Origin of the sequence: Streptomyces sp. NRRL S-455 (genome assembly GCF_000717875.1) — a bacterium.
Lineage (GTDB): Bacteria > Actinomycetota > Actinomycetes > Streptomycetales > Streptomycetaceae > Streptomyces.
Genome location: NZ_JOCT01000016.1, coordinates 21,804 through 35,149, shown reverse-complemented (window position 1 = coordinate 35,149; position 13,346 = coordinate 21,804). Strand labels below are relative to the sequence as shown.

The 13,346-nt window shown below is 69.1% G+C and carries 18 protein-coding genes and 2 pseudogenes; 7 read left to right on the top strand and 13 right to left on the bottom strand.

Annotation, left to right across the window (positions count from 1 at the left end; all coding sequences use genetic code 11):
• Nucleotides 1–324: 324 nt before the first annotated feature.
• Nucleotides 325–720 carry a hypothetical protein gene (locus IE97_RS42190; RefSeq protein ID WP_030243048.1) on the bottom strand — a complete coding sequence of 132 codons (396 nt, stop codon included), beginning with the start codon at nucleotides 718–720 and terminating at the stop codon, nucleotides 325–327.
• A 39-nt stretch (nucleotides 721–759) separates the two neighbouring features.
• Here IE97_RS42190 and IE97_RS43470 point away from each other — a divergent pair, with 39 nt between their 5' ends.
• Complete coding sequence (locus IE97_RS43470; RefSeq protein ID WP_267881794.1) at nucleotides 760–894, top strand: hypothetical protein; 135 nt, start codon at nucleotides 760–762, stop codon at nucleotides 892–894.
• A gap of 86 nt (nucleotides 895–980) precedes the next feature.
• On the opposite strand, the gene IE97_RS0121495 is transcribed toward IE97_RS43470, so the two are convergent.
• The 3 genes from IE97_RS0121495 to nadC are packed head-to-tail and all read right to left on the bottom strand — an operon-like array spanning nucleotide 981 to nucleotide 2,626.
• A complete protein-coding gene (locus tag IE97_RS0121495) occupies nucleotides 981–1,277 on the bottom strand; it encodes a DUF1330 domain-containing protein (protein WP_030243046.1) in 297 nt (98 codons plus the stop codon).
• Complete coding sequence (locus tag IE97_RS40585) at nucleotides 1,228–1,719, bottom strand: PhzF family phenazine biosynthesis protein (RefSeq protein WP_234310620.1); 492 nt, start codon at nucleotides 1,717–1,719, stop codon at nucleotides 1,228–1,230. The genes IE97_RS0121495 and IE97_RS40585 overlap by 50 nt, the downstream gene beginning before the upstream one ends.
• Nucleotides 1,720–1,732: 13 nt before the next feature.
• Nucleotides 1,733–2,626 carry a carboxylating nicotinate-nucleotide diphosphorylase gene (gene nadC, locus IE97_RS0121490; protein ID WP_051705064.1) on the bottom strand — a complete coding sequence of 298 codons (894 nt, stop codon included), beginning with the start codon at nucleotides 2,624–2,626 and terminating at the stop codon, nucleotides 1,733–1,735.
• 385 nt (nucleotides 2,627–3,011) lie between these two features.
• Here nadC and IE97_RS39350 point away from each other — a divergent pair, with 385 nt between their 5' ends.
• Nucleotides 3,012–3,380 carry a winged helix-turn-helix transcriptional regulator gene (locus tag IE97_RS39350; RefSeq protein WP_106975401.1) on the top strand — a complete coding sequence of 123 codons (369 nt, stop codon included), beginning with the start codon at nucleotides 3,012–3,014 and terminating at the stop codon, nucleotides 3,378–3,380.
• A 517-nt stretch (nucleotides 3,381–3,897) separates the two neighbouring features.
• On the opposite strand, the gene IE97_RS0121475 is transcribed toward IE97_RS39350, so the two are convergent.
• From IE97_RS0121475 to IE97_RS0121460, 4 genes and pseudogenes are all read right to left on the bottom strand, one after another.
• On the bottom strand, nucleotides 3,898–4,656 hold the full coding sequence (locus IE97_RS0121475) for a GAP family protein (protein ID WP_030243040.1): 759 nt from the start codon (nucleotides 4,654–4,656) through the stop codon (nucleotides 3,898–3,900).
• Nucleotides 4,656–5,306, bottom strand: coding sequence for a TetR/AcrR family transcriptional regulator (locus tag IE97_RS0121470; RefSeq protein WP_234310616.1), 651 nt, complete (start codon nucleotides 5,304–5,306; stop codon nucleotides 4,656–4,658). The genes IE97_RS0121475 and IE97_RS0121470 overlap by 1 nt, the downstream gene beginning before the upstream one ends.
• Before the next feature lie 66 nt (nucleotides 5,307–5,372).
• Nucleotides 5,373–5,693: pseudogene (locus tag IE97_RS38600) on the bottom strand (GNAT family N-acetyltransferase); the annotation flags it as partial.
• 36 nt (nucleotides 5,694–5,729) lie between these two features.
• Nucleotides 5,730–6,065, bottom strand: a complete 336-nt coding sequence (locus IE97_RS0121460; protein WP_051705062.1) for a GNAT family N-acetyltransferase — start codon at nucleotides 6,063–6,065, stop codon at nucleotides 5,730–5,732.
• Nucleotides 6,066–6,243: 178 nt separating this feature from the next.
• Here IE97_RS0121460 and IE97_RS0121455 point away from each other — a divergent pair, with 178 nt between their 5' ends.
• Nucleotides 6,244–6,951: an MBL fold metallo-hydrolase gene (locus IE97_RS0121455; RefSeq protein ID WP_030243032.1), complete on the top strand. Its 708-nt coding sequence runs from the start codon at nucleotides 6,244–6,246 to the stop codon at nucleotides 6,949–6,951.
• A gap of 283 nt (nucleotides 6,952–7,234) precedes the next feature.
• On the opposite strand, the gene IE97_RS0121450 is transcribed toward IE97_RS0121455, so the two are convergent.
• The gene (locus tag IE97_RS0121450) at nucleotides 7,235–8,080 is read right to left on the bottom strand and encodes a GNAT family N-acetyltransferase (protein WP_030243030.1); all 846 of its coding nucleotides are present in this window, start codon (nucleotides 8,078–8,080) and stop codon (nucleotides 7,235–7,237) included.
• Nucleotides 8,081–8,149: 69 nt separating this feature from the next.
• Entirely contained in the window at nucleotides 8,150–8,815 is a 666-nt protein-coding gene (locus IE97_RS0121445; RefSeq protein ID WP_030243028.1) for a maleylpyruvate isomerase family mycothiol-dependent enzyme, read from the bottom strand.
• A 235-nt stretch (nucleotides 8,816–9,050) separates the two neighbouring features.
• Here IE97_RS0121445 and IE97_RS0121440 point away from each other — a divergent pair, with 235 nt between their 5' ends.
• Nucleotides 9,051–9,821, top strand: a complete 771-nt coding sequence (locus tag IE97_RS0121440) for an MBL fold metallo-hydrolase (RefSeq protein ID WP_030243026.1) — start codon at nucleotides 9,051–9,053, stop codon at nucleotides 9,819–9,821.
• Nucleotides 9,822–9,894: 73 nt separating this feature from the next.
• A pseudogene (locus tag IE97_RS43105) lies at nucleotides 9,895–10,144 on the top strand (IS630 family transposase); the annotation flags it as partial.
• Between the two features lie 28 nt (nucleotides 10,145–10,172).
• Here the strand turns inward: IE97_RS43105 and IE97_RS0121430 are convergent.
• Nucleotides 10,173–10,685, bottom strand: coding sequence for a hypothetical protein (locus IE97_RS0121430; RefSeq protein WP_030243024.1), 513 nt, complete (start codon nucleotides 10,683–10,685; stop codon nucleotides 10,173–10,175).
• Between the two features lie 320 nt (nucleotides 10,686–11,005).
• Here IE97_RS0121430 and IE97_RS0121425 point away from each other — a divergent pair, with 320 nt between their 5' ends.
• Together IE97_RS0121425 and IE97_RS0121420 are read left to right on the top strand one after the other, a co-directional pair.
• A complete protein-coding gene (locus tag IE97_RS0121425; protein WP_037836777.1) occupies nucleotides 11,006–11,350 on the top strand; it encodes an SCO0607 family lipoprotein in 345 nt (114 codons plus the stop codon).
• A 122-nt stretch (nucleotides 11,351–11,472) separates the two neighbouring features.
• A complete protein-coding gene (locus tag IE97_RS0121420; RefSeq protein WP_030243017.1) occupies nucleotides 11,473–12,186 on the top strand; it encodes an N-acyl homoserine lactonase family protein in 714 nt (237 codons plus the stop codon).
• A 168-nt stretch (nucleotides 12,187–12,354) separates the two neighbouring features.
• Here the strand turns inward: IE97_RS0121420 and IE97_RS0121415 are convergent, their stop codons facing one another.
• Both IE97_RS0121415 and IE97_RS0121410 read right to left on the bottom strand, forming a co-directional pair.
• Nucleotides 12,355–12,729, bottom strand: coding sequence for a VOC family protein (locus tag IE97_RS0121415; protein WP_030243015.1), 375 nt, complete (start codon nucleotides 12,727–12,729; stop codon nucleotides 12,355–12,357).
• Entirely contained in the window at nucleotides 12,726–13,271 is a 546-nt protein-coding gene (locus IE97_RS0121410) for a DUF6817 domain-containing protein (protein WP_030243013.1), read from the bottom strand. Before IE97_RS0121410 ends, IE97_RS0121415 begins: the two co-directional genes overlap by 4 nt.
• Between the last annotated feature and the right edge of the window lie 75 nt (nucleotides 13,272–13,346).

Below are 13,346 nucleotides of genomic sequence, written 5' to 3'. Positions count from 1 at the left end.
CTGCCTCACCTTCAGCGAGACGGGACATTTTGGGCTGGCCTCCGCGGGTCGCCGAGGGTCCTATGAACAGGCCGCCGCGCGGGAGCTGGCCGAAGAGCTGGGCATTCGTGCGCTGCCGCGCCTGCTGTTCACGTTCATCAACCGCAGCGGCTTGAGCCCTCACTGGCTCGGCGTGCACGAAGCCGTGGTGCCGGACGCCGTGGTCCCCGATCCCGATGAGGTCACCTGGCGTGCCCGGCACCTGGGGCCACCACTTCGACGACTACCTCCTGCACGCTCCCATCACCGACCAGCACCGCAACAAGATCGCCCACCAGGCCGCGCTCATCGAGTCCGCACTCGGGAGCGACCCGGCGGACGTCCCGAGCACGGCCCCCGCGCGCCACCGGCCGCCGCATCCTGCTGCTCGCGTCCGGAGGCGCCGCCGACCTGCGCCGGGTCGACCCGGCTCTCCTGCACCCCGCTGACCGCCTGGTCCTCAACGACGTCGGCCCCGACGCCCTCCAGCACGCCCTCACACACCTGCCGCCCGCGACCCGCGCCCAGACCGCCGCGGCCCCCGGCAACGTCCTGCGCACCGCCGCCCACCTGGCCGCCGACCACGGCCCCTTCGATCTGGTTCTGGCCGGAGGCCTCTTCGACTACCTCGAAGAACGCTTCGCCCGAGCCCTGATCCGCGCCACCCTGTCCCGGCTGTGCCGCCCCGGAGGCGCGTTCCACTTCTCCAACATCGCGACCCCGAACCCGTACGCCGCCGTGATGCCCCACATCGGCCGCTGGAACCTCGTCGAACGCACCCCAGCCGACATCAAGGCCGACGTCCGAGCCGCCGCGCCGCCGCGCCGCCGGGAACCGTCGCCGGACTGGACATCACCGCCGATGCCACCGGCCTGACGCTTTTCGCGACGGTGCGGTGCGCTGACGAGCCGAGGTGAGTCCCGCAGCCGGCATCGTGTTCCTCCCTGACGCAGCATCGGTCGTCAGTCGAGGCCTTCGATGATGCGGAAGTCGCGCTCGAAGCCGTCGGGGAGTTCGGCCAGCGCCTTCTGGTAGGCCGCACTCTCGTATGCGGCGACCGCCTGTTCGAAGCTGTCGAACTCGATCAGGACAACGCGCTCGGCGATTCCGGCTTCGTGTGCGACGACCCGGCTGCCGATGCCGGCGAGCACCCGCCCGCCTGCGGCCTTGACGGCCAGACCGGCCAGTTCGTTGTAGACATCAAGCCCCTCAGGGTCTGTGATGGTGGGGTAGACGCTGACCCAGTAGCCCTTGGCCACGGTTCCTCCTGTGTTCGGAATTGATCACCAGAAACGTACTCAGATCCATCGCCGGCGCGCTGTGGGTCAGCGAGCCGACGGAGACGGCGTCGAAGTCGGACGACCGAACGACGCCGTCAGGGCCGTCACCGTTTCGGCTTGCCCGACCATCGAAGCTGCGGTGGGCTGTACGCAGGACGGCGCGGTAGTCGTGGTCGCCGCCTTCCCGTTCGGCGAGCACGGCGAGGGCGGCGACGGTGCCGTGGCCGCAGGCGGGCAGTTCGTCCTGGGCGGTGAAGAACCGCAGTGTGTACGCGGGCTGACCACGCTCGATTCCGGTCGCGCGGAGGAAGACGGCGTGCGATGTTCCCAACTCCGTGGGAATGCGGCATCGCTCCTCGTCGGTGAACGGCGCATCTTCCAGAACGGCGGTCGGGCTGCCCCCGCGCCGTCTCGCCGACACGCGTCGACGACCGCTACCTCGGACACGGCACCGGGCCGGTGGTCAGCAGCATGGTCAGGTCCAGTGCGGGCGCGCTGTGCGTCAACGCCCCGACCGAGATGAGGTCGACGCCCGTCCTGGCGATGGCGAGAACTGTGTCCAGGCGGATGGTGCCCGAGGCCTCCAGCAGGATCCGGGAAGCGTCGGCCCGCCCGGCCCGGAGCTTCACGACCTGCTCGATGTCGGCCACCGGCATGTTGTCGAGCATGATCCAGCGGGCTCCGGCGTCGAGGGCCTCGACGGCCTGTGTGACGGTCTGCACCTCGACATCGCTCTCCACGGTCTGCCCGGTGCGCGCCATCCCGCGCCTGACCGCCTCGATCGCGCCGGTCACCCCGCCCGCCGCGGCGATGTGGTTCTCCTTGAGCAGGACCATCGCCGCAAGATCGAGGCGGTGGTTGTGGCCGCCGCCGGCGGTGACCGCGTACTTGTCCAGGGCGCGCAGGCCCGGCGCCGTCTTACGCGTGTCCAGGATGCGCGCCCTGGTCCCTGCCACAGCTTGGACGTAGCGGTCGGTCAGCGTCGCGATGCCGCACATGCGCTGCAGGAAGTTCAGCGCCGCACGCTCCCCGGTGATCAGGCTGCGCGCCGAACCGGATAGGTGCACCAGGACCTGACCATCGGCCAGTCGGGCGCCGTCGGCGACGGCCGGCTCGACCTTGACCTCGGGGTCGACCTGCGCGAAGACCTCGGCAACCACGGGGAGGCCGGCGGCGATGCCGCTTTGCCGGGTGCGGATCTCGGCCGTGGCCGCCAGGTCCTCGGGAACGCTCCACTCGGTGGTGATGTCCTTCCCTGACGCGTCCTCGGCCAGGGCGGCAGCGGCGGCGGCCCGTGCTGCCGCCGAGGGAAACTCGGTCGTGGTCATCTGGTCTCCAGCTCTGAGTGGACGTTGGCTTGGTGGCGGCAACCGCTGACCTCGATCTCCCGCGTGCCGGTCACCCGTCCCCCGCCACGAACAGGTTCCGGGTGAGCCGTCCGTGCGACTCGGCGCCGACGTCGAACTCGGGGCACCTGCGCATGTAATGGTCCTCCCAGCCGGTCTCGCCTCCGTCGACTCGGGCTTCAGGAACGCCTCTCACCCAGGTCGTCAGGGCAGGTGCCACAACAGCCCTCCGTTTCGATTTCCGAAGCGGTCACCGATGCTAGCGTGTCGGAATTCGAAGCATCAACCCTGGAGAGCGGGACATCCCGACATGGCAACACCCAGACCTGGCAGTCCTGTTCGCGGCTCGACCACAGGCCGCCCCCTCATGGCCGCACTCGACCTGTTCGGGCGGCGGTGGAGTCTGCGCATCCTGTGGGAGCTTCGCGCGGGTCCGCTTGGATTCCGCCCCTTGCAGAAGCGGTGCGACGACATGTCCTCCAGCGTGATGCGGCAGCGCCTGACCGAACTGCTGGATGCCCAGGTGATTCACCAACTACCGGACAGCCGCTACGAGCTCACCCCGCTGGGACAGGAGGCGCGCCACGCCCTGAACCCCCTCGCCCGCTGGGCGGAACGCTGGGCGGCCACGATCGACCCGCAAGGGGCGGACCACGCCGACGACCAGTCCGCCGGCCGCGTCTCACATCCGGACACATTGGGCGACGGGGCGCCGGAGAGGGGCTCCGCGGACTGACGCCCCGCCTCGGATCGGAGGCGGGGCGGGGCCGCGGGGGTCACGAGGTTGCCGTGGCTCGGCCGAGCGCCGGGGGCAGGCGCGAAACCTCCGCCAATCCTTTTTGCTTCGAATTTCGAAGCGACGGTGCCCAGCCTGCGACAGTGCTTCGATATTCGAAGCGCACTTGTCCGACTTCGATCAAGGGGGCGGCATGACTCAGCAGAACACCGACACGCAACGTTCCACCCACCATCCTGTCCTGGAGGGAACCAGGGCCGCAGGGGCTCGGAGTGTCCGCTGTCTCCTTTGCGACTCCGAGCACCTGCTGCAGCGCAAGGGATGTGCCGGGGAGGCGTGCAAGGCGCCGGAAGGTGTCCCGGTTCAATGCGAGGGCGGCGTCGTAGAACGGGCGTAGCACTCGCTCTGTCCAGTTGTTGTCGCGGGCTTCGAGCACGGACACAGCGATGCCCAGTACCGCGCTGAGGCGTGTTTCGGAAGTTGAAGTAGCTGGAGATCCTCGAAGTCTGACGCGGGTTCAGGCGGGATCGGTGAGAAGGGCGATCACGGCGTTGAGGACCATTCCGATGCCGATTCCCCCGACGGTCCAGCCGAACGCCTTGGCGCTGTTGCGGGTGAACCAGTCGTTGATCCGCTGTAGCACTGGCTCGGCCCGGTCGTGCGCGGCGATCCGGACGGCGCCGAGGAGAACCGCCGGGAGGATCATCACGACGCAATAGCCGGCCAGCGCCCCGCCGATGGCCTGCCAGGTCAGATCGGCGTTCGCGAGTAAGCCGACGGCCGCCAGGTAGGGCACCATTGTGACGACCTCCAGGGCGGTGGCTACCAACGCGAGGCTCATCAGGCCGCGCACGCCTCCGCCCCGCGTGTCCCGGCCGTCCAGACCTTGGCCGTCCGGCACGGCACCCGACATCGCCGCGGTCCGCCAGCGCTGCAGTCGGCCCGGTCTGCCCGACCGGCTTCGGGCGCGGGCCTCCAGCCGGTAGCTCAAGGCAATGACGATCAAACCGAGGATGAGCTGCCCGATCCGGAGGTGCGTCGGGGCGACGTCGGTGAAGGCCGCCCGGGCGGTTTGCAGCACCCCATCGGCCCCCAGCACCAGGAGGACGCCAACGCAGAAGTAGAACGTCGCAACGGTAGCCAGGTAGATGGCGATCCGGCCGGCGCGCACCCGCCCCGGGGTGAGCAACAGCCAGATCGGGATCAGCAGGGTGCCGAAGCTTGTGCTGTCCAGCAGCCCCAGCCCGGCCAGCGCCAGCGCCAGCGTCGCGCTCATCAGTCGAACAGCCGGTCGACGTAGGCGTCCAGCGCGGCGCTGATGCGGGAGGCGCCGAACCTGTTACCGGTCGCCGCGTGGTGCAGGCACAGTCCGTCCACGAACGCGACCAGTGCCGCCGCCTCCGCCTCGGTGTCGACGTCCGCGGCGAGTTCGCCGGCCCGTTGCGCGCCGCGCAATGCCTCCTCGACACCCTGCAGGAGCCGCTCGGTAGCGTCCCGGTGGGTCGCAGCCATGTCGGCGTCGGTAAGCGACGCCTGCACGAAGCTCAGCCAGACCCGCAGCTCGGCGCGGCGCTCGGCCGTCAGCGGCAGGAACGTCTCCATCAACCGCACGACGAACTCCCGGACCGGCGGCTCGACCGGGATGGCGGCGATGCGCTCCTCGGCGCGCCGGTAGACATACTCGATCCCGAACCTCAGCAGCTCGTCCTTCGAGCGGAAATAGCGCTGGACGAGTCCGACGGACACACCCGCCGTCCGCGCCACGTCAGCGAGGGTGGTCCGCGCCAGTCCCCGTTCGGCGACCACGCTTATCAGCGCGGAGGCGACTTGGCCGCGTCTCGTGTCAGCGTCGGCGTGTTGCGTCATAAAAAAATAGTACCGCAATATTATTTTGGGGTTGGCCGCCGACCAGGACGAGTCGGACATCGACCTTCAGCGTCTGGATGCCGACCAGGACGGTAGGGCGTGCTTTCCGTTTCACAAGCGGGCGTGTCACCCTGGCCACAGCCGCTCAGCCCTCGCGGCCGGCTCGCAGGTCTTCTCCAGGAGGGTGAACGACTTGGGCGCACCGCCCGGCTGCGGCTTGCCTGCCTTGTGGCCGACAACCCGGTAGCCGGCGTTCAAGTAGTAGGTGTTCAAACGCGCGTTGTCGGCCAGGCAGTCCAGACGCACGAGCGCCCGCCCCGTCGCTGCGACGCGGCGCTCCGCAGCACGCAGCAGAAACCGCCCCGTCCCCGGCTGGGCGCTGCTGCGGTCCACCATCAGCCGATGCACATAGCCGGCCACCGGCGGTTGGGGTCCCCAGGCGTCCTCGTGGCCGTTCTGATCGGCGGCTCTCTGCCGGCCTCCTCAGCCGGTCGGTGTGCCGACGTAGGTGTGGGTGCGGGTGTACGCGGTGAAGTGCATGGACTCGTAGAGCCGCTTGGGAATGGGATAGGCGGCGTCGCCGCGCGAGTAGACGACGGCTCGTTGTCCGCCGGCGTCGGCGAAAGCGTGCAGCACCGCGGTGCAGACGGCTCGGGCGAGGCCGAGGCGGCGGTGGTCGGGGTGGGTGCCGACGGGTTCGAACTCACCGGTGCGGTTGTCCGGGTCGTACCAGCCCTGGCAGTAGGCGACGACTTCCCCGGTGGGCGAGGTCACGATGAGGTCGTGTTCGGGCCGGTAGGGCCAGGTGTCGTCAGTCACTCACATGGGCGCGTCACCGTCGGCTTCTGTCCGAGGCCGTCTGGGCCCCGGTTTTCCGGCCCCAACTCGTCCTGGGTTGACTCCGGTTGGTGGCGACGGAGCTTGCGACCGGGCACGTTGTCATCTGCTGACGGCGAAGCGGCGAGTGGGAGGCTTCGGCGGTGCCTAGGTTGTCCGTATGGAGATCGTCGAGCTGCTGCCGGAGCTGCATATGCTCCGTTTCGAGGTCGGGCAGGCGTATCTGTGGCGTGACGCGGATGGGCTCACATTGATCGACTCCGGGGTTGCGGGGGCCGGTCCGGCAGTCGCCGATGCCATTCTGAGCATCGGCTCGAAGCCCGGGGACCTGCGGCGTGTCGTGCTCACCCACTTTCATGAGGACCATACCGGCGGTGCTGCCGAGATCGCCGCGTGGGGAGGGGTCGAGGTGTTCGCGCACCGTTTGGACGCCGGGGTGATCCGCGGGGAGTCACCGGCTCCGCCACCGGTCTTCACGGATGCTCCGGACTGGGAACGTGCCTTGTTCGAGAGCAAGCCGAAGCTGCCACCCGCACCGCCGGTGCCGGTGGACCACGAGGTCGGTGATCAAGATGTACTCCCCTTCGGCGGCGGGGCTCGTGTGGTGGCCGCGCCGGGTCATACTCCGGGCAGCACCGCGTTTCATCTCCCTGCCTTCGGGGTGCTCTTCCTGGGCGACGCTGCAGCGAACGTGGGAGGCAAGACCATGGTCGGCGTGTTCAACACGGACCGCTCTCGTGCACTGGAATCCTTGAGGGCTTTGAGCCGACTGGATGCGGAGGTGGCCTGCTTCGGCCACGGCGAGGCGATTGTGGGATCGGCTTCGGCGGCTCTGCGGGCTGCGGCAGCTTCCCCGAGCGGCAGTTGAGGATGCGGCCGACAGGACGGCAGCGGCCCCGGAACCCGGCCGTCGCCGCGGCCGCTCCCAGGCCGACCGGCACGAGCCGAGACCGACTCGGGGACCGGGAACGGCAAGTGGAGCGTTTGGGCCAAGCTTCGGCGCATCAGCAGAGGTCTGGGGAGACTTCGTGGCCCAGGCGCTCCACTCCCATCGCCACATCCGCACGCCATCAGCGCCCACCGTCCCCCGGCTGACAGCCCGACCGGACAGACGCAGTGGTGTCAGCGCGTCCAGGCCTGGCCGAGCGGCGCTATGACCGCGCGGGTTGGTTGGCGATCAGAAGGGTGCTGCCGGCGGGACGGAATCCCAGGCGCGAGTAAATGCGAGCGACGGCGTCCTCCGCGTAGGCGAGGAAGACGGTGTTCACTCCGTGGTCACGCGCGTGGGCGGCCAGGGCCGCCGTGACGGCGGCGGCCAGGCCCTGGCGGCGGGCGGTGGGAAGGGTGCCGATGCCGCCGATCTCAGTGGTGGCGTTCGCCGGGTGGTAGTGGCCGACGGCCAGTGGGGTGCCGTCGGGGGCGAGGGCGGCGACGAGCGTCTTGTGCCCGGCGCGGATGGTGGGGCGGACCGTCGCCACGGTGCCGTTCTCCGTAAGTTCCCCGGCCACCTCCGACAGCTCCTTGCGGCCTGCCGGGCCAACCGCAGTGCCCTCCTTCGCGAAGGCCAGGCGGGGAAGGGCGAGAGCTGCGGGCAACGCCGGGTCGTCGGCCGTCAGCGCCCGGAGCGTCACCCCCTCCGGCAACGGCTGCGGCTGGAGTTGATGATGCGGATCCAGAACCATCAGCGGACGTTCCGCCACGGGCAGGCCCGCGGCCTCGACACCGGAACGCAGCCTCGGCGCCACCTCGGCCAGCCATTCGAAGGCCTCCGGCACGCCGAGTTCGCGCTGCCGGGCCCGGACCCGGGCGATGTCAGCGGCGGTGACCGCCGACGCCCCGCCCGCGGTGGGTTGGGCATGGCTGGGACCGCCGTAATACGGGGCACCCGGCTTCCTTCGCACGAACAGCCGTAACGGACCGAACTCTTCGGCCTCGGAGAACAGCAACGGCACAGTGGCGTAGTACTGCTCGATGCGGGCCCGCAGCGAGTCACTCATGCGGCGCATCCCATCACGGGTGGACGCCGCACCGCACCCGGGAATTACGGCAAGGTCTGCTCCGCCACGTCACTCTGCCCCGCACCGGCTGCGGAGTAGCTCCGCACCGTCACCTTCGAGTTCACCGCAGTACGTCGCACGTCCGGTCATGGCCATCACCAAGGCCAGGGTGGGACCGGACACGACGGGTCCCGAGCCCGTCGTGAAAGGACCGTCCTCCGCGACGAGTTTCAGCCCTTCGATGCGCCCCTTGGCGACGACCACGAGGTCCGAGCCCTGGTAGTACTCGGCCAGCCGAGTGACGACCTCGATCGGGTAATCGCGACGAATGCCCAGCGGCCGCCGGATGTCCTCTCCGTGCACGATCGTCTCGCCCAGCATGGCTATGGCGGGCAACGGGGGCTTGGTGGTGCTCGGGACGACGCGCCGGAACCGCTCAAGAGTCTCGGCGGGAGTGCTTCCCAGTTGCTCGGCCAGCCGCATGGCCACCTGCTTGTCGAAGTCGAACCGGCAGCGGATCACCCCCGCCATCCAGCGCACGGCGTTGAGGCTCGCACCCGCGGTGAGGTGTGCGAGCACCTCACGCACCGTCAAACCAGCACAGAGCGAAGGCGTTTCCCACCGCTCATCCGTCATGTCTGCGAGATCGGCCGCCAGCGCCGCTCGCTCAGCGCGGATCAGAGGCCAGGCATCGGCACTGCGGCCGCGGGGCGCTGTCACTGCCGGGTCAGTCATAGGGGGAGATCTCCTGTCACAGGGGCGTACTCCGACGTCGATCCCGGGCCGACTGCGCTGTCCGGCACGGGCGTTCGCGTGGAAGACCGACACTCCGGAGGAAAGTCATCGGCCGCGAGCGCATACGGCTCGGAATCGACGTCCGTCGGCAACGACTCGGAACCAGTGTTACTGCGGCGGCGGACCGGACAAAATGTCAAGCAGCTCTAGATCAAGGGCTCTATAGACTTCCCCGATGAGCAGCGATCTTCTCCGTCTCACCGTCCTGGGCTGCGCGACACCCTATGCGAGCGTGGACAACCCGTGCTCCGGCTACCTGGTGTCCAGCGGTGGCACCCGGGTCTGGGTTGATGCGGGTAGCGGGACGCTGGCACAGCTTCAGCGGCATGTCAGGATCGACGAGGTGGACGCGATCTGGATCTCGCACCTGCATGCCGATCACAGTGCGGACCTGCTCACCACCTACTACGCGGCGCTCTACGCGGACATTGAACTCGCCGCGCCCATTCCCCTGTACGGGCCGCCGGGAATCGCTGACCGGCTGGCCCACTTCCTCACCAACAGCTCGACGCGCAGCCCGGTCGAGCGCGCCTTCGCGGTCCATGAGCTGGACGACGGACACCAAGCGCGCGTCGGCGCACTCACCATGACCAGCCGGGCAGTGGCACACGGCATACCGGCCTTCGCCGTGCGCATCGAGGCCGAGGGCCGATCGCTGGTCTACTCCGGAGACACAGCACCGTGCGCGAACCTCACACGGCTGGCCGAGGGATGCGACGTGCTGCTGTGCGAGGCCGAGAGCGCCCAGGCCCCGACCGAGGGTGAACAGGTCCACCACACGCCCGAAGACGCCGGCGACACGGCCGGCGCTGCCCGGGCAGGCCGGTTGATCGTCACCCACGTCGGCCGATTCCTCACCCCGCAACAGGCGGTGGCACGCGCCTCGGCCCGGTTCGACGGTCCCGTCGACCATGCCGCACCCGGTGCCACTTTCTCGATCGGCTAGTGCTGTGGCCACATGGGTTCGCCGGGTTGGAGGTTCGATGGGCGGCGGCGTCCATTCCGACCCTGGAGGTGTGGTGGCCGGGCCTGTACGGGTACGCAGACTGACCGACCAGGAAGGGCAGAAGCTGCAGCAGATCGTGCGCCGGGGCAGTACCAGCTCGGTGCGCTACCGCCGGGCGATGATGCTGCCGGCCTCCGCCGGAGGGAACCGCGTCCCGTTGATCACGCAGCTGGTCCGGGCCGACTGGGACACCTGTGCGGGACCTGCGCCGCGGCAGCTCCTCCATCGGCCACGCTTGTCGGGCCCGGAAGCGGTGGCCAGGGTTGGCCGATGTCAGGGACGTGGTGGGGATTATGCCCGTCCCCGTGCCCGGTGCCGCCTTGCGTACGACCAGGTCACCGCGGTCATCAGGGCCGGTATGGCGAACAGCGGGGCGAAAGCGAACCCCCAGACGGTCTGTGCCGTACCGCTCGACATGTACGTCTGGCTCTCGACGGCGAAAGCGACCACGAGTTGCCACAGTGCCACCAGAACCAGGACGCCCGAGGCAGCCCAAGCAAGCGGGGCGAGGACCCGGGGGTGCAGCGGCCTCCACCGGTCGCTCACGAGCAGCAGCGGGAACAGAGCGGCCAGCTCAGTGAGGACGGAGAGGCCGACGACGTATGCGATGCCCCAGCCCGGGATGTCGAAGACATCGCGCAGCACTTGGTCGCTGTAACCCACATAGACACCGGATGCCATGGCGATGCGCCACAGGCCGGACGGGACGGCGCACAGAGCGATGGCGTGGGCGGCGCGGCGAGTCCAGACAGGCGCAGGTGCGGAGGCAGGGAGAGGGGCGGTCGCTGGCGTCATGACATACATGCTGGCCCTGGACATGGCCGCCACGCTTCGTCCGCTACGGCGGACCGTATCCGCCCTGCGGATGAGGGAGCACCCACTGAGGGAGGATTTGATGGTCACAGCACCAGCCTCGCGCCTTCACGAAGCGGACTGTTCGAGGTGCGCTCACCCCGTCGCGCAAGCAACGGGCCGTCCACGACCCGGCGAAGGTCCTGCTCTCAAATGCCCCAGGAATACGGCGGTTTGGGTATCCACGCGTGCAGAGCTGAGTACGCGTACTCACGGCACGGCAGCTCCCTGGCGGCAAGACTGGGCGGCAGACCAAGCGACTGGAGACGATCATGCACCTGCCCGGCAGAATGAACCGAGCCGCCACTGCCTTCCGACCCGAAAGGGTTCGCATCATCGTTGCTGCTCTCGCGAGCGGGGCCGCAGTCGTGGCACTCACCGGATGTGCCGGCTTCGAGTACCAGGAGGACATCTGCAGCGGCGGCGAGTACCCCGTTCTGGCCGTAGGCGATACCGGCTCCGCTTGCGTGTCGGACAAGGAAGAGCCGCCGGCGGGATTCGTGCGATACCCGAAGGGCAAGGTGCCGCAGCAGGTCGACGACACGTGGGATGTGTACTGGGACACCCATACGCTCGACAAGGACGGCAACATCATCGACCTCCCCGACGCGGGCTGACCCGGACGACCCACGCTCCGGGCCGGAAGAGAGCGAACCGAAAACCTGAAGGTGAGTCCATAGCGGTTCTGCTGTCGGCAGACCGGCTGGATGTCACACCGCACCCCCACCAGCATGGCCACATGGGGAAGAACGCAGCGGTGCGTCGACTCGATCTGGGGTACTTCATCCGGCCCGCGTCGGAGACGGGCGGCCCGCAACCGCGGGTCGAACCTGTCCTTGCCTACCTGGTGCGACACGACCAGGGGTTGATCCTCTTCGATACCGGCATCGGCCAGGCAGGGCCCGACACCGAAGCGCACTACCGGCCCCGACGCCGGGCGTTGCAGGAAGCCCTGTCAACGGCGGGAGTCGCCCTTGACGACATCTCGCTGGTCGTGAACTGCCACCTTCACTTCGACCACTGCGGCGGGAATCCGCTCCTGCGCGGCAAGCCCATCCTGGTTCAGGACGTCGAACTGGCCACAGCCCGTCGGGGCGACTACACCGTCGATGAACTGATCGACTTTCCCGGCGCCACGTACGAGGAAGTCGCCGGGGAAGCCGAGGTCTGGCCGGGAGTCTGGATCATCCCGACGCCCGGGCACACCCGAGGGCATCAGTCGCTGGTCCTCAGGCAAGGTGACGGCACCGTGGTTCTCGCCGGCCAGGCACACGACTTCGCTTCCCGTTTCGCGTCCGAGCAGCTGGCCCGTCACGCGGCACTGCATGGCGTGGAGCAGCCACTTCCTCCCTATCGGCAGTGGCTCGACCGACTCGCGGACTTCGACCCACGACGTGTGCTCTTCGCCCACGACTGCTCGGTCTGGGAACCGCCGCAGGCCGAAGGCCGCTGAACCGACGCTCCGGCGCAGGTCGACGACCAGGAGCTGCTCGAATCATCACGTGGTCGACTGGAGAATCTGTGCGCGCGGCTCGTGCACTGAGGCCGTCCCGGACCTCGACCGTGTCAGCCCTCTGACCCGCACGCGGGCTGGCCGTGCAGGGCAGAGGGACGGGGGGCGTCACACCGTCGGACCCGGCTCTCGGATGATGCAAAAGGGATGTCCCGCCGGATCCGTGAGCACCCGCCACCTGTCCACGTTCGGCTGGTACTCCGGCCTGCCCGCACCCAGCTTCACCAGCCGCGCCTCGGCCTCGTCCAGGTCCGAGACCCGGAAGCAGCAGTGCAGTTGCTGCGGTACCTGCTGGTCGGGCCAGCTCGGTGCCCGGTAGCCGTCGACGCGCTGGAAGCCGATGGAGAGCCCGCCCTCACTGCCGCCCAGGGAGGCGAACTCGGCGTTCGACTTGGGATGCGGTTCGAGGCCGGTGGCCTGCTGATAGAAGGCCGCGAGCGCGAGCGGATCCGCGCAGTCCAGGGTGATCGCGCTCAACTTCACGCGGGGAGGACCTCCTGACAGTCCGACCAGGCAGGCCTGCTCAGCAGGGGTCGGATGCGGGTGAAGAGGCTGAGGAGTTCAGGGCCCCACTGGTCGCGGAAGGCCGGGTCGCGGGCGAGGTCGAGTTCGTTGGCGGCGGTCAACTCGGCGAAGTCTCGCCGCGCCTGCGGATCCGGGGTGTGACTCAGGCCGGTGAACCGGTCGTGGAAGGGCCCGTCGGTGTCCGCGAGCGTCGGATAAGTGGCCGCGCGATCGCAGGAGGCGTACAGGTACACCAAGGACTCGGCCTCGGCCCCGACAACCGCCGCGAGTTCGCTACGGCGGTCCAAGGGCAACAGGGCGTCGGGGAAGCCGTCCGTTCCGTAGAACGCGTGGCAGAGGCCCGCCAGTTGGAGGGCCGGGCGTGCGCCCCAGGCGGCAAGTTGCCCCTGTACGCGCTGGAGATGGGCGATGAGGGTTCCGCCCGGATGAGCGATGTCCGCCGCGCCGAACTCGCGCAGAAGCGCGACGGCCGGGCCGGAGGCCGCAGGGGAGACAGGCACAGCGTGGTGTCCTTCCGGCGGTGGTCGGGGTCGGCAACCATCAAACCGGTGGACGGAGCGGGGCCGCCATCGATT